This is a genomic window from Bartonella numerosa (assembly GCF_037070845.1).
Lineage (GTDB): Bacteria > Pseudomonadota > Alphaproteobacteria > Rhizobiales > Rhizobiaceae > Bartonella.
This window is the reverse complement of record NZ_JAYMZI010000007.1, coordinates 31144-53063: the sequence shown is the minus strand read 5'-3', so window position 1 is coordinate 53063 and position 21920 is coordinate 31144. Positions and strand designations below refer to the sequence as shown.

Here is a 21920-nt window from a genome sequence, read left to right as displayed (position 1 = left end):
ATAATTAAGTATATAAAATAAAAAATCTTTATTATAATTTTTATAGCTAATTAATTAATAATAAATAAAATAACTTCATTTCTACTATAAAAAACATAAATCTATAATAAAAAACACCCATTAATGAATTAATTACTTCTTATCACTACTTCATTTAATTTTTCATGTAAAAATAATATCTAAAATTTTAAGTAAATCTACCCTGTTATCTAAAAAATTAAAAATAAAATATTCTTTTTAAGACGCGAAATAATCGCTACACAATGGGGTAACGAGAAAGGAAGTCGATAACGCCTTTTTTATAAATCTTATCCCCTACAGCGAGCATGTGATCTCTGTTGGGAATTGATAAAGACTCTCCAGAAGGCAGCAAGGCAGCTAATGGTTCTGCTGCACCGCTGATTTCATCTAGTGTGCCTACAGCTACAAGCGAAGGTTGCTTTATTTTATGAACATCAGATGCTGTCAATTCCTGTTTTGACGTAACGACACAAGCAGCAAGTGCACGCTTATCGCTTTTGGTCCGATCAGCAAATTTACGAAACATCAGACCACGTGGATCGGTAATATCGTCAACATTTTCAGCTAAAAGGGCTTCGGCAACCGGCTGCCAATCCCCCGTCCCTTTTACCATACTGATACCTAAGCCACCAAAAACAACACTATGTACATATGTCGGATACAAAAGGGCCATAAATGCGCTGATTCGAGCGCCCATAGAATATCCCATAACATGAGCTTGAGATAATTCTAAATGCTGCAATAACCTAACTGCATCCCCAGCCATAGCCTGGGGAGTGTAAAAAGAAGGGTCATAACTCTTAGCTGAATCCCCATGCCCACGATTATCAAGAGCGATAACGCGATAACCTGCTTCAGTGAGTGTGTGGAACCAACCTGTCGCGTACCAATTTACACGTGCAGAGGATCCAAATCCATGGATCAGTAAAATAGGAACGCCCTGTCCTTCTTCTCTGTAAGCAAAGCGTAAACCATTGTATTCAAAAAAATGAACGTCCTCAGCTGTCATTTTTATTACCCTCACATTTACCGCAAATAGCAGGATGAATAACACGTCGCCCTTTTTTTATCTGTTTTTCAGAAACTTCTCCAGCATTAACTTCAATGGCAAAAACTGCCGGAACTTTTGACGAAATTATATCCGTTGAAAATGGGACAGTTTTTTCGACAATTGAGACAATAATACCCTCAGCATTTAAAAAAATCATATCCAAAGATAAGGGCGTATTTGCCATCCACATGAAAATTTCCCCCTCACTCCCGAAATGACCACTTCCCTGATTTTTAAAAAGCATCGCGCGGTCGCGTGGAAAATCAGTACGATACATCAAACCGGCCTCCGCTTTGTCTGCAGTAAATGCAAGTTCAACCTGATAAGAAATTTCATCCTGCGCGGTCTTTATCACCAACGGAACCGAATGAACAAGAACACTCAAGGGTCCTTCAGTCGTAGATACACCACATAGCAGCATAAAAAATAACACTAACCGGACAATTTTTCCCTTTTTGGAAAGCTTCAGCATACTCATCTACCGCGGAAAACTTCTGATCCCCCAGCGTGCCACATATCCCCCCCTAAAGTCCAAAAAACGCGATTAGAAGCACAATAATCACCCCTTAAAGGTCACTTTAATTCAATGCGTGGAAAACGGAATCCCCATGTCCGGATAAATTTCAGCCGTCATCAAACCTTTTTCACCTTTTCCAAAACGAACAAGGACAACTTGACCAGAACGAAGTTCTGCTAAACCAAAGCGATGCAACGTTTCCATATGAACAAATATATCCTCCGTTCCCTTTCCTCGGCTAAGAAATCCAAACCCTTTATCGCGATTAAACCACTTAACAATTGCACGCTCTAAACCACTCTCTGGGGTAACGATAACATGTGTACGCACTGGTATTTCGGATGGGTGAATAGCCGACGAGCAATCTATAGATTTTACTTGAACACACTTTAATCCCCGCTCAGTTTTTTCCACGGCACAAACAATTTTAGCCCCCTCTAAAGCCGTTTTAAAACCATCTCTCCGCATTACGGTAATGTGCAGAAGTATGTCAGGAAATTGTGGGAAATCAGGCGAAACAAACCCATATCCCTTGCTGCCATTGAACCATTTGATAACGCCGCTGACCTCGATAATTTCACCACAAGCGTTTAAATCGTCCTCAGACACGAAATAATCTTTTGATTCATCCTTACTCGTCATAACGAAACGCGACTCCGCCAGGTACAAACTACAATATTGATTCTCCCGCTTAGTAAATATCGCTCACGCATCCACACGCAAGCCCCAAGATGAGATTTCCCCATGTTGTCGCATTTTTCATAGCCAAAATCTTTATAAAAGCGTCTAATCGTATGTTTTTTTTACAAAAATGTCTAATTGTATCTTTAACATTTGATTGTACGCTTTAAGTACGTTATCTAGTGGGCGTTTTGAGATATTTTTTACATAATGATATTTTCATGAATGGAACTTGCATAATGAAAAAGTTCTGGATAAGGTGCGAAAAATACAACTAACAAGGGAGGCTTGTAGTGCAGTTTAGGAAATTTTTTACTGTAGTTACCGCAGCAGTTGCGCTTGTGACGAGTGCTTATGCAGGCGAACCTATCAAGATTGGTGTTTATCTTCCGTTGACGGGCCCGTATGCATTCGGAGGAGAGCTTGAGCTTTCTGGTATACGCTTGGCACATAAAAAAATGCCAGAAGTATTGGGACGTAAGGTTGAACTTGTCGTCGTCGATAACAAGTCTGATAAGGTGGAAGCAGCTAATGCTGTCATGCGTTTAACTGCAAATGATAAGGTTAATGCCATCATCGGTAGTTACGGTTCTTCGTTGTCTCTGGCCGGTGGAGAAGTAGCTGAAAAAGCAAAAACTCCCGTTGTTGCATCTTCAGCAACAAATCCACTGATAACGCTGGGTAAAAAATACTATTTCCGTGCGTCTTTTACTGATTCCTATCAAGGTGAGAGCGCTGCAACTTATGCGATTCGAACTTTACATGCCAAAAAGGCAGCTATACTAAAGGATATATCAAGCGATTATGGAGTTGGTATTGCGAACTATTTTGGTAAATCGTTTAAGCAGTTGGGTGGTAAAGTCGTCGCAAACTTAAATTATAATTCTGGGGATCAGGATTTTTCAGCTGCACTTATGCAGATTATAGCCCAAAAGCCCGATATTCTGTTTATAACATCCTATTTTTCTGAAGGTGCTATCATTTTAAAGCAAGCGCGGGAATTGGGAGCGAAGTTTCGTATTATGGGTGCTGACGCTATGGATAATCCAGAAACGTCTGTGATTGCGGGCGAGGCTGCAGAAAATTTTTTACACACGACACTTGCCTATGATGAAAATATGCCGAATATGTCTGAAGCGGCAAGGGAGTTCACAGAAGAGTGGAAAGAGCTTTATCCTAATGAAAGAACAAATATGAATGCCGTTGCCGGCTACGTAGCTTACTCAATGGTCATAAAAGCTATCGAGAATGCTGGCAGTGTTGACCGGGAGGATATCACACGGGAGCTTGGGAAATTAAAAGATTTCCAGACACCTTTTGGTAAAATCTCCATAGATGAAAATCATAACCCTATAATGCCGGTTGGTGTGATTGAAATCAAAGACGGTAAGCGTGTTTATTTAGGTGAAGTGGAATCCGGCACTTAAAAAACATTTTGAAAAAAAATAAATGGTCCAAATAAAAATGTGCTGCGCATTTTGAGAATCGTTTAACAAAAAATGAAAAAAACTCAGAGGCGTAGCATTTTGCCTTGTATAAATTTTAAATACGGAAGGATGAGAGATGAGCACCGAAATGTTCATCCAGTATTTTTTTAATGCTCTTGCGTTAGGGTCACTTTATGGGCTTATCGCGATTGGTTATACCATGGTCTATGGTGTCTTGAGGTTAATCAATTTTGCCCATGGCGATATTTTTATGCTGGGTGCTTATTTTGTTTTTTTCTCTACAGTCAGTTTCATGCCCGCTTGGACTGCTGTTCTCCTTGTTCTAATAGCCGTCTTTATTTATTATCTGGTGTTTGTAGGATTCAGAAAACGCCCCCCAATTCATTGGGTCGGTGTTTTTCTCGTTTTTGTTTTTGGATTGATTTATTATTTGAAAGTTTCTTCCCAAGATTTTGCGCCAATTTGGATTTTAGCCGCTTGTTTTTCGATTTTTATTACCAGTGCAGTGGGTATTTCTATAGATCGCTTTGCCTATAAGCCTTTGCGCGATGCTCCGCGTGTTTCAGCGCTAGTTGGCGGAATTGGCGTTTCTTTTCTTCTTGAAAATCTAGCAACTGTTCTCTTTGGTGGCGTCCCTAAGAGCGTGAAGCAGCCCAGTTTTTTTGTAACACAGATTGAATGGCATTTAGGAGGGAATTCGGATAGTGTTGTTCGAATTGTCCCTATGTCAATTATTGTTCCTATTGTTTCATTAGTTCTCGTTCTTCTGCTACTATGGATTATACATAAAACGAAACCCGGTCTTGCTATGCGTGCGATTTCCCATGATATTGAAGTCACTCGTTTGATGGGTGTTCCAGTCGATAAGGTCATTGCGCTCACGTTTGCTATAGGTTCAGCGCTAGCGGCTGTTTCAGGGATTATGTGGGCTTTACGTTATCCCCAAGTACAACCTTACATGGGTGTTTTTCCTGGATTGAAGGCGTTTATAGCCGCAGTCGTAGGAGGAATTGGTTCAATTCCGGGAGCAATGTTTGGTGGGCTTCTGCTGGGTTTTATCGAAATTATGGTTGTTGCTTTCTTCCCATCTTTGTCCGGGTACAGAGACGCTTTTGCCTTCATTTTGTTAATTCTCATTTTATTATTTATGCCTCAAGGCTTGATGGGTAAAAAAAGTCAGGAGAAAATCTGATGGCAAAACCAGTTGAATTCTTTTTATCATTTATCAGCATAGTGGCATTTACGGGATTCTTGCTTTATGCTGATAATCATTTTAATGACTATACGCTACGCATCATTAATCTTGTTGCCATCAATGCCATATTAGCTATCTCGCTTAATTTGATCTATGGGTTTACAGGCATGCTTTCTCTCGGGCATGCTGGTTTTATCGCCATTGGTGCTTACACATGCGCGATATTTCTTCTCTCCCCCGAACAAAAAGAAATGATGTGGATTCTCGAACCCATAGCCGATCCATTACGACACATGCAGTTGCCGTTTTTTGCTGCTGTTATCGTCAGTGGTTTGTGCGCGGCAGTTATAGGATTACTAATTGCTTTTCCCGTATTGCGCCTCGGCGGAGATTATCTTGCTATTGCAACATTAGGTTTCGCAGAGATTATTCGTATCGTCATTGTCAACGCAACTTCCTTAACAAACGGTGCACTAGGGATAAAAGGGATACCTCAGAGTGCAACATTGTGGTGGAATTATGGTTGGTTGGCATTCACAGTTTTTTTTATTTCCTTTTTACTACGAAGTAACACCGGCAATGTGCTGCGTGCTGTCCGCGATGATGAAATTGCTGCAGAGACAATGGGGATAAATACTTTTTTTTACCGTATCATGTCTTTTACCATTGGCGCATTTTTTGCAGGTATTGGGGGTGCATTGATGGCTGCCCTCATCTCGTCAATAGATCCAAAAATGTTCAGCTTTCTCTTAACTTTTAATATTTTGATGATCGTCGTTGCTGGCGGTCTTGGTTCTATTACTGGTAGTATTATAGGAAGTCTTATCATTACAGTTGCGTTGGAATGGTTTCGTGTCATTGAGAGTTCATTAGACTTAGGATTTGTATCTATTCCAGGGATTCCAGGTCTGCGTATGGTTATTTTTTCACTTTTATTATTGGTAATCATCTTGTTTTGGCGGAAAGGATTATTGGGTCAACAGGAATTTTCTTGGAGCAAAATTTATTATTTTTTAACAAAAAGAAAAATTCTTGATAAGGAAAAGCCATGAAAAACATTATTCTTTCGCTTCATGACCTCATGATAAATTTTGATGGGTTAATTGCTGTAAATAATGTCAACATGACGATTGAACGAGGAACGATTACTGGGGTAATTGGTCCAAATGGCGCTGGAAAAACCACTGTATTCAATATGATTTCTGGTTTTTATGCACCTACAAATGGAAAAATTCTTTTGAATGGAAAGGAAATTGCTGGACTTCCTCCACACGTGATATGTAAGCGCTACATCGCGCGAACGTTTCAAAATATTCGGCTTTTTTCAGGGTTAACGGTATTGCAGAATGTCATGGTGAGTGCTCATGTTAGACAGAAGCAGCCATGGTTTGCTTCATCCTTGTTTTTTCCAAGCGCCGTTAGGGAAAAGAATGAGCTTTACGAAAGCTCAATGGAGCTTCTTGAGTGGTTCCAGCTCGATCATCTGTCGCATCAATTAGCGACGACTCTCCCTTATGGTGCACAGCGGCGTTTGGAAATCGCCCGTGCTTTAGCGACAAAACCGGCACTTCTTCTTCTTGATGAGCCTGCAGCAGGTATGAATCCGCAAGAGAGTGAAGAACTGAGACAATTTATAGAAGAAATAAGAAAAAAATTTAATATTACAATTTTACTCATTGAGCACGATATGAAAGTTGTTATGGGGCTTTGCAAATATATTTATGTGTTAGAGTATGGTCGTTGCATAGCTGGTGGTACACCTAATGAAATTCGTAATAACCCCAAAGTTATTGAGGCCTACCTTGGTGGAGATGTACATTGAATATCCTTGAAATAAAAAACCTTCATGTTCATTATGGTAGCATCCAAGCTGTTTACGATCTTTCTATGTCCATAAAAAAAGGAAGCATAGTAACTCTAATTGGAGCTAATGGAGCAGGAAAAAGCAGTATTGCGCGTTCTATTATGGGGCTTAATCGCTCTGTCCGCGGAGATATCGTTTACAAAGGTCAGTCCATCATAAAAAAACAACCAGAAGAAATTTTACAATTGGGCATTGCACTCAGTCCTGAAGGGCGGCGTATTATACCTTACTTTACGGTTCTAGAAAATTTGCAGTTAGGGGCTTATGCTCGTAGTGATAAAGCAGGTATTTACCGCGATATTGAATGGGTATTTGACATGTTTCCACGCTTACGTGAAAGGTCTAAGCAATTGGGTGGTACAATGTCAGGAGGTGAACAACAGATGTTGGCTGTGGGACGTGCACTGATGAGCAATCCTGATACCGTTATATTGGATGAACCATCTCTCGGTCTGGCGCCACTCCTAGTACAAGAGCTTTTTTCTATCATTCGAAAAATTAATGATATGGGTAAGACTGTTCTTCTTATCGAGCAAAACGCATTCGCGGCGCTCTCTATCGCTAATTATGCCTATGTTCTGGAAGTAGGGAAAGTTTTGTTCCACGGTGAAGGAAAAGCAATGCTCTCGGATTCACGTGTTAAAAAAGCTTATCTTGGTGGCTAACAGATTCTGCACGACGTTTTGGGAAGTACCTTTTCTATTCTTCTCACTCGAAAAAAACTCTTCCGAGTGAGCTTTTGTTTTTATAAAATCTATTTTTATTCTATGTCCACCATTTTTCAGCACTTAGCGTTCCCGCTTCTTGTTCTATAACGTGAGCAATCTGAAAAATTATTTCTTCAGAAAAAGGTTTGCCAATTAACTGTAATGCTAGTGGTAAGCCGTCTGACGACAAACCTGCAGGGACAGAAATTCCCGGTAAGCCAGCCATACTAACAGGCACCGTGAAGATATCGTTGAGATACATCGACAAACTGCCGTTCTTCACTTTTTCATCAGCAATACCAAAAGCTGCTGTCGGTGTTGTAGGTGTTAAAATAGCATCTATACCATTCTCAAAACACTGATCAAAATCACGTTTTACTAATGCTCTTACTTTCTGAGCCCTAAGATAATAAGCGTCGTAACATCCTTCCGAAAGAACGTAAGTGCCAATTAAAATACGACGTTTAACTTCGTCTCCAAAACCAGCTGAGCGCGTATTTTTATACATTTCTATGATATCTTTTCCCGGTACACGGAGCCCAAAACGAACGCCGTCGTAGCGTGCCAAATTAGATGATGCTTCGGCAGAAGCAACTATATGATAAGCAGGCAAAGCGTACTTAATATGGGGTAATGAAATATCAACAATTTCAGCTCCTGCCTCTTTTAGCCAATCTATTCCCGTTTTCCAAAACCCAATAACTTCGTCAAGTATTCCTTCAATGTAACACTCTTTTGGAATACCTATTTTCATTTTTTTAATTGATTTTCCAATATAACTTTCATAGTCAGGGACTGGAATATTAACTGAAGTCGAATCTTTATCGTCATAGGAAGCCATAGATTTAAGCATAATAGCACAATCGCGCACATCACGTCCTATAGGTCCGGCCTGATCAAGAGATGAAGCGTAAGCTACGACTCCCCATCGTGAACACCTACCATAAGTTGGTTTTATACCGACACAACCAGTGAAAGCCGCTGGTTGGCGGATTGATCCGCCAGTATCAGTCCCAGTTGCACCAGCACAAAGCCTCGCTGCGACGGCAGCTGAAGAACCACCCGAAGAACCACCTGGAACAAGCTTATCGTCCGATCCCCTTTTCCTCCATGGATTAACAACCGGTCCATAATGCGATGTTTTGTTGGAAGATCCCATAGCAAACTCATCCATGTTAAGTTTTCCCAACATAACTGCTCCATCTTTCCACAAATTAGCAGTAACTGTTGACTCATAATGAGGACTGAAACCATCAAGAATACGCGAGCAAGCTTGCGTGTGAACGCCTCGTGTTGCAAAGAGATCCTTAACTCCTAATGGAATTCCCTCTAAAGCACCACCCTGCCCCTTGGCCAAACGGCTATCTGATTCGATAGCCATTTTCATTGATAGTTCGGACGTTATTGCAACATAAGCGTTTAAAGTTGGATTGGCTGATTCAATCGCTTTCAAATACGATTCCGTTAATTCGGTTGCCTTGAAGTCTTTTCTTGCTAAAGCATCACGGGCTTGTGCAATTGTTAAGATTGTAAAATCGGTCATATTAATTCTCAATTTTTTTAAAAAACATAATAGGTTATTCAACAACCTTTGGAACGAGAAAAAAATTTTCTTCCGCAACAGGTGCATTTGCCACTACATCTTCAGCCTTGTTACCATCTGTAATGCTATCTTCGCGCATCCGTAAAGCCACAGGTGCCACTGAAATTAGCGGCTCAACTTCGCTGACATCCACCTCATTCAGTTGTTCTGCAAAATTTAAAATAACGTTAAGCTCTTTCATCGTATGCTCTACTGCATCGTCGTGGATGGCAATACGTGCCAAATGTGCCACCCGTTTGACTGTCTCTTTATCAACGGACATACCCTGCCTCTCTGCTTTATAATACTTACTCGTATTCTGGCTATACAGGGACGCATTTGCAAGCGCAAGGATATTGATATATCAAACAAAAAATATAAGTGTGAACCAAAATATTAAAAATTCAATCGTAGACTGTATGGCCGTTATTAACATAGAAGAAATTGTCGCACATCTCTTACCGAGGCAAACGATAGCGGGCTTAGATTTAGGTACGAAGACTATCGGAATTGCGGTTTCTGATCTAAGCTTGACCTATTCAAATCCACGTCCTGTTCTAAAGCGGAAAAAGTTTACGCTAGATGTACGCAAACTCTTGGAAATTTTTGCTCATGAAAATGTGGGCGTCGCTGTCATTGGGCTACCTTTTAACATGAATGGTAGCAGTGGTCCCCGTGTCCAGGCAACTAAAACTTTTGTAAGCAATATAGCGGCATATACGAGAGTTCCATTTGCTTTCTGGGATGAACGCTTATCGACGGTTGCCGCGCAGCGCTACCTTTTAGAAATGAACATGCCACGCAGTAAAAGGATAACTTCTATTGATTCTGCTGCTGCCGCTTTCATACTGCAAGGCGCTCTTAACAGGATCCGAATCTTTCATCAGACAGAAGGATAAAGAACATTTAATAAATGCCCTGCGTTATACCGTGCAATGAGCATACCGTAAGAAGATCTCCATTGTCCCCCAAGACGGCTTTCCATATAGGCAATTGCAACATGCTCTATATCCGCATGACGTAACGACGCAGCAGCAGTTGCATATGCCAACTGCTCAACAAAAAATCTACCGGCACCCTCATTTGTTGATGCCATACCTACGGCAGATTTAATGATCTCAATCGCCCGAGTTCCTGCAGGTCCGATGTCAATTGCAATTTTTTCTAACAATTTCTGGAATAATCCTGGTGCTTTTTTAGCTATGAGAATTGCGTCTTTTACCAATTGATTAGCAGAACTATTTCTAACGATCCGTGCAGGCCCATTGCTCAATATTTGTGATAATGGATTGCCTTCTACAAAGCCTTCAATACCCAGCTGAGCGATAATTTCACCAACAATAGGAATAACCAATTGACTCACATGATACGCGATAATAGGCGTCATAATTCGTGCAAAAGCAGCTTCAGAACGATCATTTACAGCATTATCAAATGCTTGTGCCAAACGAAAAACCAATGCCTGTGAAGCAGCAATGTCGAGCGCTATATCCGCAAAAATGCGCTCTGTTAGAGGTGGTAAAGGTTGACCCGGCAACTTCTCTCGAAAATAATCTATACCAAATTGGAGCGCTGCCCGCAAAACACCTGCTGAAATTACAGATTGATCAAAACGAGTCATGGTTTCAATATCTTTGATTGTCTTCCCCCCTTCTCCAGCTGCCCCTAAAAGCCAACCGTAGCTGCCTTGAAAATCAACGACCCCTTCTGGTACAGAAGCTTCTCCTGAACGCCGAACCAAGTGACGGATAGATATGCCACCATTTAACGCACCGTTTTCTTGCACGCGTGGAACTAAAAAACAACTTAAATTTCCCTCTAACTCTGCGCTCACGAGATATCCATCAACCATAGGATTCAGAACATTTGTTTTTACGGTACTTAGACGATACAGGTCTCGCCCCATTTTTTCGTCAAAAGAAATTTTTTGAACGCTTGGAGAAGTAGACAAATATTTTTCTGGTTTCTCAACATTATCAAAAGCACAAGTAAGCGATGCTGACTTTTTTTCATGGATAGGTCTGGATGACAAATCATATTCACGTGATAAGAAAATATTTTTCCATTTCTTGAACAGTTCAACATCGCTAATAAGCACCGCGATAGCCGCACTTGACGTAATGACCTCATTTAGGTGCCCCGTCTCTAAACCTGCAGATAAAGCCAAGCGGATAGCACGTGCTTGGTAGCGTACCCCATTTTCTGAGGTTGCATTTTCCCAAAGAGACGTAATTAAGCCAGCCTGTCGAGAATACTTTTGAAGCGCTTGATAAGAAGAGTGTATCTCCAACTGTTCCGTTGTTTTTCCCCATTCATCATTATGGCGCAGCACAGGCCGGTAGTGATTGGCCAAATAAGAAAGATTCCTTGCTTCATGACTCGCAACAAAATCCCCCATTTCTTCAAAACTAGCTAACAAAAATTTAGGCAAAGTAGAAGCAACACGAAACATAAGCGTATCACCAAGAAATGCATTTTTTCGGCGGGCATTTTGCGTAGATACAACACTCATGAGTATATTCCTATTGTTCAACTAATTCACATCATAGACTATTTGTTTTTTTGCAGCTAAAAAACATTTATCATTTTAAACAAATAGTTTTTTAATCTCTATTAACAGAGAGAGAGAAAAGAATGCTATGACTCAAAATACTTCTTTCCCCGTTTTTCCCCATCAACATCTTTTAGGTATTAAGGGTTTGAGTGTGCAAGACCTTACCACATTACTCGATCGTGCAAACGCAAATGTCACCTTTTCCGAAGAAATTGACAAAAAAAAATCTATATTACGCGGGCGTACACAGATCAATCTCTTCTTTGAAGCTTCCACGAGAACGCAGTCCTCGTTTGAGCTGGCCGGCAAGCGGCTGGGAGCGGACGTTGTAAGTATAGCTGTCAACCATTCATCTGTAAAAAAGGGGGAAATACTAATTGATACAGCTACAACCCTTAATGCGATGAGTCCAGATATACTTGTTGTTCGCCATAATCGTGCCGGAGCAGCCGCTTTATTGGCCAAGAAAGTTGATTGTTGTGTAATAAATGCAGGCGATGGCGCGCATGAACACCCTACACAAGCTTTGTTAGACGCTTTGACCATTAAAAGAGCAAAGGGTCATATAGAAGGATTAACCGTTGCGATTTGCGGCGATATTCTGCATTCACGTGTTGCACGTTCTAATATCCTTAGCCTTAATACTTTGGGAGCGCGTGTCCGTGTCGTTGCTCCATCAACACTTTTGCCAACAGGGATTGAAAATATGGGTGTCGAAGTCTTCAACACGATGGAAGAGGGACTCAAAGACACTGATGTCATCATGATGTTGCGCTTGCAACATGAACGCATGGCGGGATCTTTTATCCCATCTGCTCGTGAATATTCTTATTACTTTGGCTTGCATAAAAAAAATTTAGCTCATGCTAAAGGAGATTGCATCATTCTGCATCCTGGTCCAATAAATCGCGGTATAGAAATCGCATCTGACATAGCAGATGGACCACAGAGTATGATCCACACACAGGTTAAAATGGGAGTCGCTGTACGCATGGCAGTCATGGAAGCCTTGTTAGATTCACGATCTAACGGAAGTGGAGAAAAGAAATGAAAAAGCCGATAGTTTTTCAAAATGCCCGTATCATTGATCCTTCTCGTACAGTTGATGAAATTGGTACTGTCATTATTGAAAATGGACTGATAAAAACCGCAGGAAAAGAAGCCCTTAATCAAGGAACTCCTGAAGGGGCAGAAATTATCGATGCAAAAAACAAAGTAATTTTGCCTGGACTTATCGACGCCCGCGTTTTTATTGAAAAGTTCAGAGGGAGTTATCAAGAAACAGTCGCATCACTGTGCCAATCCGCGGCAGCAGGTGGAATTACTTCTCTCCTCATGATGCCAGATACACATCCGATCATTGATGATGTAGCCCTTATTAGGTCCATTTTATGTACAGTGCAGGATGTGTCATGTATTAATATTTACCCTACTGCGGCCATTACTCGAGGTTTTAATGGGCAAGAAATAACAGAGTTTGGGTTATTGAGAGATGCAGGAGCGATTGCTTTCAGCGAAGGTAAAAAGACTCTTCAAAGTTCATCAACTATGCGACATGCGATGACTTACGCACGCAATTTTGACGTAACATTGATGCACGAAACACAAGACCATCATCTCATAGGGCAAGGCGTTATGAATGAAGGCCTGTTAGCCAGTTGGCTCGGGCTCTCTGGGATACCCCGCGAAGCAGAGGTCATTCCACTCGAAAGAGACCTGCGTCTGGCAGCACTTACACAAACGCGTTATCATGCTGCACAAATATCGACAGCTATGTCGGCTGATGCCATTCGTTTGGGGAAGCAGCGCAGTACAAAAATTTCAGCTGGTGTGTCTATTAATAACTTATCTTTGAACGAAAATGATATTGGTGAATACAATACTTCCTTCCGTTTCATGCCTCCATTGCGCGCAGAAGAAGATCGCGTAGCGATGATCGAAGCCATAAAAGATGGGACAGTGGATATCATCGTTTCTTCCCATGACCCTCAAAGTTCCGATACAAAATATTTGCCATTTGATGATGCAACGGTGGGTGCTGTCGGTATGGAAACTTTACTAGGCGCGGCCTTGCGCCTCTATCACGATAAAAGTGTGTCTTTGTTACGGTTGACTGAACTTTTGTCGACTGGACCTGCAAGACTTTTTGGCCTGAATGCAGGAACACTTAAAAAAGGTTCTTATGCAGATCTTATTTTGGTTGACCTTGATAAGCCATGGATAGTATCTGCGGACAAATTGTATTCGCACTCAAAAAAAACACCCTTTGAGAACGCGCATTTTCAGGGGCGCGTCCTACAGACCTTTGTTAAAGGACAATCAGTTTTCAGATTTAATCAACAAAATTAATGAGACATTCAATGAATGAGATAGAAATATTTTTTCAATTTCATACGTGGTTTATTTTCCTGGTATCCTACCTCGCTGGATCCATACCGTTTGGACTGCTTTTTACGCAGTGGGCAGGACTTGGCGATGTAAGAACAATTGGTTCTGGAAATATCGGAGCGACAAATGTTTTACGAACAAAAAATAAAAAAATTGCCGCCCTTACACTTTTTTTTGATATATTGAAGGGAACTGTCGTTGTTGTTGCGGCAAAATTTTTTAGTTTTTCTGCAGAAAGTAATATTATCGTTTTAACTGGTTTCTTCGCTTTTTTAGGACATCTTTTTCCGATTTGGCTCAAATTTAAAGGCGGAAAAGGTGTCTCCACTTACCTTGGAGTGTGTATCGGACTTTACTGGCCAGCAGCTATTGTATTTGCTGCTATATGGTTGACGTTTTTTTTGTTTACGCGTTATTCTTCATTGTCCTCACTCATCACTACTATTGTAGTGCCCATATTTGTTTATTTTTCGTGTCCTTGCCTCTACACTCGTTGTACAATGCTTGTTATGAGCATATTTGTAGTCGCGAAACACCGCGCGAACATAAATAGACTGTTGATCGGAAAAGAAAGCAAAATTGACACTTAAAGAAAAAATGTATAGGGGAATACCGCTCACTGATCGTCAACGTTTAAACTGGTTGCGATTATTACGCAGTGAGAATATTGGGTCTATCAGTTTCCGCAATTTAATTGATCATTATAAAACAGCGGAAAACGCTCTGGCCGCTCTGCCTGAACTCAGTAGGAAAGGTGGTATTTGTAGGCCTATCAAAATAGCAACCTTGAAGGACACTGAAAAGGAAATGCAAGAAGCCGAGAAATTAGGTGTCCGGTTTGTTGGCATAGGGGAGCCTGAATACCCGGAGTTCCTTAGAGTAACGGAGGCGTCCCCGCCACTCATCGCTGTAAAAGGTAATTTTTCGATTTTTCAAAAGCCTTCTGTTGGAATTGTAGGTTCTCGAAATGCCTCAGCTGCCGGCAAAAAATTAACTGCTCAATTTTCCCACTTTCTCGGTAGTGCAGGCTTTACAATTGTTTCTGGATTGGCCCGTGGGGTCGATAGTGTTGCGCATCAAGCAAGTCTGCAGACGGGAACAGTCGCCGTTATGGCTGGCGGAATTGATTACATCTACCCTTCTGAAAATAAAAAATTGTACGAAGACATCATTAACAACGGCGGAGCCATCGTCAGCGAAATGCCGATCTCTTGGAAGCCACGTGCCACCGATTTTCCCAGAAGGAATCGTATCATTGCGGGGTTATCACTCGGCCTCTTGGTCGTAGAAGCCGCTATGCGATCAGGATCTCTGATTACAGCGCGCCAAGCAGCCGAAATGGGGAGGCTGATCTTTGCCATCCCAGGCTCTCCACTTGACCCGAGATCAGTTGGTACAAACAAACTCATAAAAGACGGCGCCCTTCTGACTACACATCCTTCCGACGTTATAGAATCACTCACGCCTCTCGTTCCAGGCGCAGCAGGAACTCAACTAAACTTCTTCGGAGAAAACCCCTCTCCCCGCCCACAAGAATCGGTCCAAAACGCATTCAAACCCGAAGCCCCAAGCCCACTGCCCGTCGGAAACGACGAGGAGCGCGCAGCCGTCCTCTCATCTCTTTCGACGACGCCTATAGACCTCGATACGCTAAGCGTCCACTCAGGAGTCTCATTACAAAACCTCTACCTTTTATTGGTTGAACTCGATCTTGCCGGAAAACTTATTCGACACTCTGGTGGTTATGTGTCATTGTCGAATCCGAATCCTCCCCGAGAGATTCAGCGCTATTGATGATGCTCTGTCCCTCTTTAGCAGCCATATCCAAAAGCAGTGCTAAAAGCGGACTCCGAGCCTGCCGCGCCATCACGTTCATTTGCTTTGACATATCTGTAATATACTGGATAACCTTTAAATGATTCACAAACATAACCTTCTATCCCTGAGCACTTTCCCCTGCTTCTCGATAAACGCCACCCAATGCTCCGCCGTATTTGTTGCACTAACCGTAGAAAATAATTTATATAGCATCATATAGGGTGTATTTTAGTAATAACAATAAAAAGTTGTATAATATAATATAATGTTTTTATGTGCTTTCCACCAATTGCCATTAGCCATTCCCGCGAAAGGCGTTTATATAAAATATTTTCATTTCAGCATTCAGGTTAAATTATGAATATCGTCATCGTTGAATCTCCAGCTAAAGCAAAAACAATTAATAAATACCTCGGACCTCAATATAAGGTAGTAGCATCATTTGGACATGTCCGAGATTTATCTGCTAAAGATGGTTCTGTTTTACCTGATGAAAATTTTGCCATGAAATGGGATATCAGTGCTGCCGCTCATAAGCGTTTAAACGAAATAGTGAAGGCAGTCAGAGAAGCCGATACCCTCATTTTAGCAACGGACCCTGATCGTGAAGGAGAAGCTATCTCGTGGCATATCTTGGATGTTCTTAATCAAAAAAAGGTTTTAAATGGTAAACCCGTGAAGAGGGTTGTATTCAACGCAATTACCAAAAAATCTGTGCTTGACGCTATGAATAATCCACGTGATATCGATACATCTCTCGTTGACGCTTACCTTGCGCGTCGCGCTCTCGACTATCTTGTTGGTTTTACACTTTCGCCTGTTTTATGGCGAAAACTCCCCGGCGCACGCTCAGCTGGACGAGTTCAATCAGTTGCTTTGCGTATTATTTGTAACCGTGAATCAGAGATAGAGCATTTCGTTAGAGAAGATTATTGGTCTATTACGACATATTTAAAAACAATCCGAAATGATATTTTTCCTGCTAGATTGACAATGTTCAACCAAAAAAAAATTGGCAAACTTGATATCAAATCTCAAAAACAAGCAGATGATATTTGTCTTATTTTGAAGGAATCGAAATATCGTGTGTTGAGTGTTGAAGCAAAGCCCACGAAGAGAAACCCTTTTCCTCCATTCACCACCTCTACCTTGCAGCAAGCTGCTTCTTCAAAGTTAGGATTTTCAGCATCTCGTACCATGCAAGTCGCCCAAAGGCTTTATGAAGGTGTTGAAATTGATGGTGAAATGGCGGGGCTTATTACCTACATGCGTACCGATGGTATGCAAATAGCTCCAGAAGCCGTTAATTTAGCCAGGGAAGTGATTCATGAATCTTTTGGTAGTGATTATGTCCCTGAGAAGCCGCGTCTTTATTCATCAAAAGCGAAAAACGCACAAGAAGCGCATGAAGCGATACGCCCAACGGATTTTCAACGTACACCTGATCAAGTGAATGATTTTCTCGATAGTGATCAAGCTAAACTTTACGAGCTGATATGGAAACGAGCTATTGCCAGTCAAATGCGTTCTGCCGAAATCGAACGTACAACTGTTGAAATTGAAGCACAACAAGGGAAAAACTACGCCAATTTGCGCGCAACAGGATCCGTTGTACGTTTTGATGGATTTATTTCCGTTTATTCAGATCAAAAAAACGAAGAAAACATTGAAGAAAATGAATCGACACGCCTGCCGCAAATCAACTCTAGCGAATCACTCAAAAAAGACAAAATTGAGGCCGTGCAACACACCACGGAACCACCACCTCGTTATTCTGAAGCTTCATTAATTAAAAAGCTTGAAGAGTTGGGAATTGGCCGGCCTTCAACCTACGCGTCCACATTAGCAACACTTTGTGATCGCGGATACATTGCAATTGATAAACGAAAGCTTATCCCTGACGCTAAAGGACGTATTGTCACGGCCTTTCTTGAAAATTTTTTCAATCGTTATGTAGAATACGGTTTTACAGCAGATCTCGAAGAAAAACTTGATCTTATATCGGACGGAAAACTTTCTTGGAAGGATGTTTTACGCAATTTTTGGAACGAATTTAATGTGTCCATTTCTAACATTCAAGAGCTACGTATAACGAACGTCTTGGATGTGCTAAATGTGGCATTGTCCCCTCTTATATTTCCTGCTCGTGAAGATGAGGGCGACGCCCGCTCTTGCCCTCTTTGCATGAATGGTCAATTGTCATTAAAACTTGGTCGTTATGGCGCATTTGTTGGTTGTTCTAATTATCCTGATTGCAAATATACTCGCCAGCTTGGCACAGAATCAGGAGAGGAAAATGAAGCCATACACAACGATGAACCTGTTGTGCTTGGTATTGATTCTAGAACGGGAAAAAACATTTCTCTTCGTAACGGCCGCTTTGGACCATATATTCAACTCGGAGAGGGCAAAGAAATTAAGCGCGTAGGATTACCGAAAGAATGGCAGAAAGAAAATATCACTCTTGATAAAGCTCTGGCCCTAATATCCCTACCTCGTGAAATTGGGCTTCATCCTGAAACAGGAAAAACAATTACGGCAACGATTGGACGATATGGCCCATACCTCACTCATGACGGAAAATATGCTCCTCTTCCCCACGTAGATGAAATTTTTGATATTGGTATCAATCGTGCTGTTGCAGTTCTTGCTGAGAAACAAGAAAACAAAACCAAGCGAGGGAAGTCGGCACCTTCGGTGCTTGCAAAGTTAGGGGAGCACCCCGACGGAGGGGATATTACCGTACGCAGCGGACGTTACGGACCGTATGTCAACTGGGGAAAGATCAATGCAACGTTGCCAAAAGACGAAAACCCGGCTACCGTAACCCTCGCAGAGGCGTTGGAACTCATATCAGCTAAGGTATCCAATAAAAAAGTGACCAAAAAACGAACTTCTCCCAAGAAAAAAGAGATATAAATTTTGGCTAAAAGCATAAAAAAAACAGGATGTTTTCGATCAAACAACAAAGAGGAGATGCCTGATAAGGTAGAGATTCTTTCATTTATAAATGAGAACCCTAAAAAGTTCAGTGAGCGCCAAATTTCTAAAGCCTTTAACCTAAAGGGAAGTTCTCGCGTCTTATTGAGAGATATGTTACGTAACCTTAAAGATAGTGGTTTGCTGAAAAAGCAGCACGAAAAAGTAATAAATAAAGAAAAGTTACCGATTGTTGCCTTGATAAAAATTGTTGAACGTGACGAAGATGGGAGATTGATTGCACAACCTCTGAAGTGGGAAAGTGACCTTAAACCGAATATTGAAATACTTTCCTTTCAAAGCGCAAAAGGGGTGCATGTTGGTGTAGGAGACCACGTTCTCGCAAAAATTTCTTGTAATAAGGGTTCTGAAGATTTTCCTTACAGCGGGAAGGTCATTCGTAAACTTGACGTTTCCCAAAAAAATACGCTTGGCGTAGCTCGAAAATTAAAGAATGGCCAGTGGCGACTTGACCCGATAGAACGTAAATTCGATGAACTAATCATAGATACACCTTCAAAAATTAGCGTAGAAACCGGCGATCTCGTAGAAGTTGAGATTACGGGGGGTTCGGGTTATGGACTAAAAATTGCACAAATAAAAAACGTTTTAGGACACATTGAAAGTGAAAAAGCACTCTCAATGATCGCGCTTCTCTCCAAAGGAATTCCCTATATTTTTCCAGAAGATGTTCTTGAACAGGTACAAAATACGGAACCCGTTAACACGGAAAACCGCGAAGATTGGCGGCAGTTACCGCTCGTTACCATTGACCCACCAGATGCAAAAGATCATGATGATGCGGTTTATGCAACAAAAGACGATGATCCTAATAACAACGGCGGCTGGATTGTCGTTGTTGCTATTGCAGATGTTTCTTACTACGTTCAAGCTGGAAGCCTCTTAGATAAGGAAGCATTTAAACGGGGAAATTCCGTTTATTTTCCTGATTATGTCGTTCCAATGCTTCCGGAACAAATTTCTAATAATTTATGTTCCTTGCGCGAGGGAGAAGATAGGCCAGCGCTTGCTGTCCGTATGATTTTTGATGTAAACGGCAATAAAAAAAGCCACAGCTTTCATCGTGTTATGGTGCGTGTAGCAGCAAAATTATCTTACCAAGAAGCGCAATCAGCAATTGAAAAAAATAGCGATGAAAAAATATATCCTCTTCTCGAAAATGTTTTAAAGCCATTGTGGGGAGCTTATAGTAGCCTTAAAGCCGCGCGCAATCGTCGACAGCCATTAGAATTAGAAGTAGCAGAAAAAAAGATCATCCTCGATGAAAATGGTCGTATTAAAGATGTTATAATAGAGACGCATTTAGAAGCTCATCGTTTAATTGAAGAATTCATGATACAAGCTAATATTGCAGCTTCCGAAACACTGAAAGAACATCATCAACCTCTTATCTATCGCATTCACGATGGCCCTTCTCTTGCGAAGCAAGAAACGTTGCGGTATTTTCTTCAGAGCTTGGGCATATCACTTTCTCGAGGGCCAAGACTTACGTCAGCACGTCTCAACAGTATTTTGAAAAAGGTCACGAATACTCAGCAACAAGAGTTAGTCAATCAAGTCATTCTGCGTTCACAATCTCAAGCCGAATACAATCCCGCAAATATTGGACATTTTGGTCTGAACCTGCATAATTATACGCATTTTACATCACCTATCCGTCGTTATGCCGATCTCATCATTCATCGAGCGCTTATAAAAGCCTTAAAATTGGGAAATGATCAATTAATAGATGCACAAGAGAAAAATCTTGCGGAAATTGCAACGCAAATTTCTTTATATGAACGCCGAGCAATGGCAGCCGAAAGGGAGACCATTGATCGAGTTGTTGCGCAATATTTAGCGAATAAAATTGGCCGCACTTTCACAGGACGCGTTTCTGGAGTTACAAAATCAGGTATATTCATTTCGCTGGATAAACTGGGTACAGACGGCTTTGTGCATGTTTCTACACTTAAAAACGATTATTATTATTTTGACGAATCACAACATGTCCTTGTAGGAAAGCGCAGTCGAAAAGGCTATCAACTTAGTGACATAGTGGAAGTAAAACTTACAAAAGTGCAATCTTTTGCTGGTGCGTTGCATTTTGAAATATTAACGGAACCTCGTCCAATAGCTCCTCCGTTCTCATCCCACCATAGAAAAAAACTTATACCAAAGAAACGCAAGCGTAACTTTTCATATAAAAAATAATATAAACTTATAAAATATATATTCAGCTTACTTTTTAAGTTATTTTGTGTTTAATACTACTACTATATCGTGATATATATATAAAATTCGTTGTATTAATATTGTTAATAATATAAAAAATAATTTAATTATGTAAATAGAACATATAAAGGTTCCTTTTTTGTTGTTATAATTGTCCTTCTGTAATTCACGCGACAAAGCGCAACAAGCTACCTTCATAGAAAAAATTATAAGTTCTTAAGCAATTCGCTTGTAGTAACTGATTATTATAATCATGTAGTCCCACTGGTAAGGAACTTAAACACAACTCCCGTTGTTATTTATGGCTATAAGTAGCGTTGCCTCTACGGTATCATCAGTGGTAAAAATAGCCAACAGCACAGCGATTTTTTTCATTTAAGCCGTTTTATACTTTGGATATTATGTAGACGGTGTAGCGCGTAGTTTTTGATAGTGATTGTGATATTTTTTGGGGTTTATAACCTAATGCAAAATCAGCATTTTTTAATTTATATTCTGCTATGATAATTAAGCTTAATTTGCCAATTTTTTAGGTGAAATTGCGTATCATCTAAGGAATCTGTTCATCTTCCATTTGTAATCAGGAGTCGCGATAACAAAAATACAAAAACCACGCGTTCTGCGCTTCATTCTGTTCTCGGTACACTCATGATTTTAGAATTTTGAAGCGCTCGAAAATTACACCTGATACCTAGGAAATAGATGAGTGCCAATTCTCTTCTAATTCTTTGCCTTTTGGGCTGAAAAAAAGCGATAATCACGGGAGCTCTGCCCTAGAACGCTGGTTTCTATCCCCCTAACCTATCACATTAAATATGATAAATGCTGCAGGCTATGAAACATGCGCATATTGATAGTGTTTTTTCCTGAGTTTCGCTAA

Annotated in this window: 19 protein-coding genes; 12 read left to right on the top strand and 7 right to left on the bottom strand. The window is 40.9% G+C overall.

What is annotated here, in order from left to right; translation table 11 throughout:
- Positions 1–256 precede the first annotated feature (256 nt).
- The 3 genes from WCP75_RS03785 to WCP75_RS03775 form a co-directional block, all read right to left on the bottom strand.
- The gene (locus WCP75_RS03785) at positions 257–1030 is read right to left on the bottom strand and encodes an alpha/beta fold hydrolase (RefSeq protein WP_336276917.1); all 774 of its coding nucleotides are present in this window, start codon (positions 1028–1030) and stop codon (positions 257–259) included.
- On the bottom strand, positions 1020–1544 hold the full coding sequence (locus tag WCP75_RS03780; protein WP_336276921.1) for a DUF192 domain-containing protein: 525 nt from the start codon (positions 1542–1544) through the stop codon (positions 1020–1022). The genes WCP75_RS03785 and WCP75_RS03780 overlap by 11 nt, the downstream gene beginning before the upstream one ends.
- Before the next feature lie 111 nt (positions 1545–1655).
- Complete coding sequence (locus WCP75_RS03775; RefSeq protein WP_336276916.1) at positions 1656–2231, bottom strand: cold-shock protein; 576 nt, start codon at positions 2229–2231, stop codon at positions 1656–1658.
- A gap of 332 nt (positions 2232–2563) precedes the next feature.
- On the opposite strand from WCP75_RS03775, the gene WCP75_RS03770 reads away from it, so the two are divergent.
- The 5 genes from WCP75_RS03770 (at position 2564) to WCP75_RS03750 (ending at position 7442) form a co-directional block, all read left to right on the top strand.
- The gene (locus tag WCP75_RS03770; RefSeq protein WP_442894946.1) at positions 2564–3697 is read left to right on the top strand and encodes an ABC transporter substrate-binding protein; all 1134 of its coding nucleotides are present in this window, start codon (positions 2564–2566) and stop codon (positions 3695–3697) included.
- Between the two features lie 136 nt (positions 3698–3833).
- The gene (locus tag WCP75_RS03765) at positions 3834–4910 is read left to right on the top strand and encodes a branched-chain amino acid ABC transporter permease (protein WP_336276915.1); all 1077 of its coding nucleotides are present in this window, start codon (positions 3834–3836) and stop codon (positions 4908–4910) included.
- On the top strand, positions 4910–5965 hold the full coding sequence (locus tag WCP75_RS03760) for a branched-chain amino acid ABC transporter permease (protein WP_336276914.1): 1056 nt from the start codon (positions 4910–4912) through the stop codon (positions 5963–5965). Before WCP75_RS03765 ends, WCP75_RS03760 begins: the two co-directional genes overlap by 1 nt.
- Positions 5962–6735, top strand: coding sequence for an ABC transporter ATP-binding protein (locus WCP75_RS03755; protein WP_336276913.1), 774 nt, complete (start codon positions 5962–5964; stop codon positions 6733–6735). The genes WCP75_RS03760 and WCP75_RS03755 overlap by 4 nt, the downstream gene beginning before the upstream one ends.
- Positions 6732–7442 (top strand): ABC transporter ATP-binding protein, encoded by a 711-nt coding sequence (locus tag WCP75_RS03750; protein WP_336276912.1) that lies wholly within the window; start codon positions 6732–6734, stop codon positions 7440–7442. Before WCP75_RS03755 ends, WCP75_RS03750 begins: the two co-directional genes overlap by 4 nt.
- Before the next feature lie 100 nt (positions 7443–7542).
- Here the strand turns inward: WCP75_RS03750 and gatA are convergent, their stop codons facing one another.
- Together gatA and gatC are read right to left on the bottom strand one after the other, a co-directional pair.
- Positions 7543–9027 carry an Asp-tRNA(Asn)/Glu-tRNA(Gln) amidotransferase subunit GatA gene (gene gatA, locus WCP75_RS03745; protein WP_336276911.1) on the bottom strand — a complete coding sequence of 495 codons (1485 nt, stop codon included), beginning with the start codon at positions 9025–9027 and terminating at the stop codon, positions 7543–7545.
- A gap of 34 nt (positions 9028–9061) precedes the next feature.
- Positions 9062–9349: an Asp-tRNA(Asn)/Glu-tRNA(Gln) amidotransferase subunit GatC gene (gene gatC / locus WCP75_RS03740; RefSeq protein ID WP_336276910.1), complete on the bottom strand. Its 288-nt coding sequence runs from the start codon at positions 9347–9349 to the stop codon at positions 9062–9064.
- A 136-nt stretch (positions 9350–9485) separates the two neighbouring features.
- On the opposite strand from gatC, the gene ruvX reads away from it, so the two are divergent.
- Positions 9486–9965, top strand: coding sequence for a Holliday junction resolvase RuvX (gene ruvX, locus WCP75_RS03735; protein WP_336276919.1), 480 nt, complete (start codon positions 9486–9488; stop codon positions 9963–9965).
- On the opposite strand, the gene WCP75_RS03730 is transcribed toward ruvX, so the two are convergent.
- Complete coding sequence (locus tag WCP75_RS03730) at positions 9950–11578, bottom strand: acyl-CoA dehydrogenase family protein (RefSeq protein WP_336276909.1); 1629 nt, start codon at positions 11576–11578, stop codon at positions 9950–9952. The two genes, ruvX and WCP75_RS03730, sit on opposite strands and share 16 nt — an antisense overlap.
- 127 nt (positions 11579–11705) lie before the next feature.
- Here WCP75_RS03730 and WCP75_RS03725 point away from each other — a divergent pair, with 127 nt between their 5' ends.
- The 4 genes from WCP75_RS03725 to dprA are packed head-to-tail and all read left to right on the top strand — an operon-like array spanning position 11706 to position 15802.
- Positions 11706–12671 carry an aspartate carbamoyltransferase catalytic subunit gene (locus tag WCP75_RS03725; protein WP_336276908.1) on the top strand — a complete coding sequence of 322 codons (966 nt, stop codon included), beginning with the start codon at positions 11706–11708 and terminating at the stop codon, positions 12669–12671.
- A complete protein-coding gene (locus tag WCP75_RS03720) occupies positions 12668–13969 on the top strand; it encodes a dihydroorotase (RefSeq protein ID WP_336276907.1) in 1302 nt (433 codons plus the stop codon). The genes WCP75_RS03725 and WCP75_RS03720 overlap by 4 nt, the downstream gene beginning before the upstream one ends.
- Positions 13970–13980: 11 nt before the next feature.
- Positions 13981–14598, top strand: a complete 618-nt coding sequence (gene plsY / locus WCP75_RS03715; protein WP_336276906.1) for a glycerol-3-phosphate 1-O-acyltransferase PlsY — start codon at positions 13981–13983, stop codon at positions 14596–14598.
- A 7-nt stretch (positions 14599–14605) separates the two neighbouring features.
- Positions 14606–15802: a DNA-processing protein DprA gene (gene dprA / locus WCP75_RS03710; RefSeq protein ID WP_336276918.1), complete on the top strand. Its 1197-nt coding sequence runs from the start codon at positions 14606–14608 to the stop codon at positions 15800–15802.
- On the opposite strand, the gene WCP75_RS03705 is transcribed toward dprA, so the two are convergent.
- Positions 15732–15938 carry a hypothetical protein gene (locus tag WCP75_RS03705; RefSeq protein WP_336276905.1) on the bottom strand — a complete coding sequence of 69 codons (207 nt, stop codon included), beginning with the start codon at positions 15936–15938 and terminating at the stop codon, positions 15732–15734. The two genes, dprA and WCP75_RS03705, sit on opposite strands and share 71 nt — an antisense overlap.
- A 245-nt stretch (positions 15939–16183) precedes the next feature.
- Here WCP75_RS03705 and topA point away from each other — a divergent pair, with 245 nt between their 5' ends.
- Both topA and rnr read left to right on the top strand, forming a co-directional pair.
- Complete coding sequence (topA, locus tag WCP75_RS03700; protein WP_336276904.1) at positions 16184–18745, top strand: type I DNA topoisomerase; 2562 nt, start codon at positions 16184–16186, stop codon at positions 18743–18745.
- Between the two features lie 3 nt (positions 18746–18748).
- A complete protein-coding gene (gene rnr, locus WCP75_RS03695; RefSeq protein WP_336276903.1) occupies positions 18749–21019 on the top strand; it encodes a ribonuclease R in 2271 nt (756 codons plus the stop codon).
- Positions 21020–21920 lie beyond the last annotated feature (901 nt).

Excerpts from the sequence above, each read along its gene's own strand:
- WCP75_RS03730 (WP_336276909.1), bottom strand. The coding sequence starts at position 11,578 with ATGAGTGTTGTATCTACGCAAAATGCCCGCCGAAAAAATGCATTTCTT.
- gatA (WP_336276911.1), bottom strand. The coding sequence starts at position 9,027 with ATGACCGATTTTACAATCTTAACAATTGCACAAGCCCGTGATGCTTTA.
- WCP75_RS03760 (WP_336276914.1), top strand. The coding sequence starts at position 4,910 with ATGGCAAAACCAGTTGAATTCTTTTTATCATTTATCAGCATAGTGGCA.
- ruvX (WP_336276919.1), top strand. The coding sequence starts at position 9,486 with ATGGCCGTTATTAACATAGAAGAAATTGTCGCACATCTCTTACCGAGG.
- WCP75_RS03755 (WP_336276913.1), top strand. The coding sequence starts at position 5,962 with ATGAAAAACATTATTCTTTCGCTTCATGACCTCATGATAAATTTTGAT.
- WCP75_RS03780 (WP_336276921.1), bottom strand. The coding sequence starts at position 1,544 with ATGCTGAAGCTTTCCAAAAAGGGAAAAATTGTCCGGTTAGTGTTATTT.
- WCP75_RS03775 (WP_336276916.1), bottom strand. The coding sequence starts at position 2,231 with ATGACGAGTAAGGATGAATCAAAAGATTATTTCGTGTCTGAGGACGAT.
- WCP75_RS03785 (WP_336276917.1), bottom strand. The coding sequence starts at position 1,030 with ATGACAGCTGAGGACGTTCATTTTTTTGAATACAATGGTTTACGCTTT.
- dprA (WP_336276918.1), top strand. The coding sequence starts at position 14,606 with ATGTATAGGGGAATACCGCTCACTGATCGTCAACGTTTAAACTGGTTG.
- plsY (WP_336276906.1), top strand. The coding sequence starts at position 13,981 with ATGAATGAGATAGAAATATTTTTTCAATTTCATACGTGGTTTATTTTC.
- WCP75_RS03720 (WP_336276907.1), top strand. The coding sequence starts at position 12,668 with ATGAAAAAGCCGATAGTTTTTCAAAATGCCCGTATCATTGATCCTTCT.
- topA (WP_336276904.1), top strand. The coding sequence starts at position 16,184 with ATGAATATCGTCATCGTTGAATCTCCAGCTAAAGCAAAAACAATTAAT.
- WCP75_RS03705 (WP_336276905.1), bottom strand. The coding sequence starts at position 15,938 with ATGTTTGTGAATCATTTAAAGGTTATCCAGTATATTACAGATATGTCA.
- WCP75_RS03725 (WP_336276908.1), top strand. The coding sequence starts at position 11,706 with ATGACTCAAAATACTTCTTTCCCCGTTTTTCCCCATCAACATCTTTTA.
- WCP75_RS03765 (WP_336276915.1), top strand. The coding sequence starts at position 3,834 with ATGAGCACCGAAATGTTCATCCAGTATTTTTTTAATGCTCTTGCGTTA.
- gatC (WP_336276910.1), bottom strand. The coding sequence starts at position 9,349 with ATGTCCGTTGATAAAGAGACAGTCAAACGGGTGGCACATTTGGCACGT.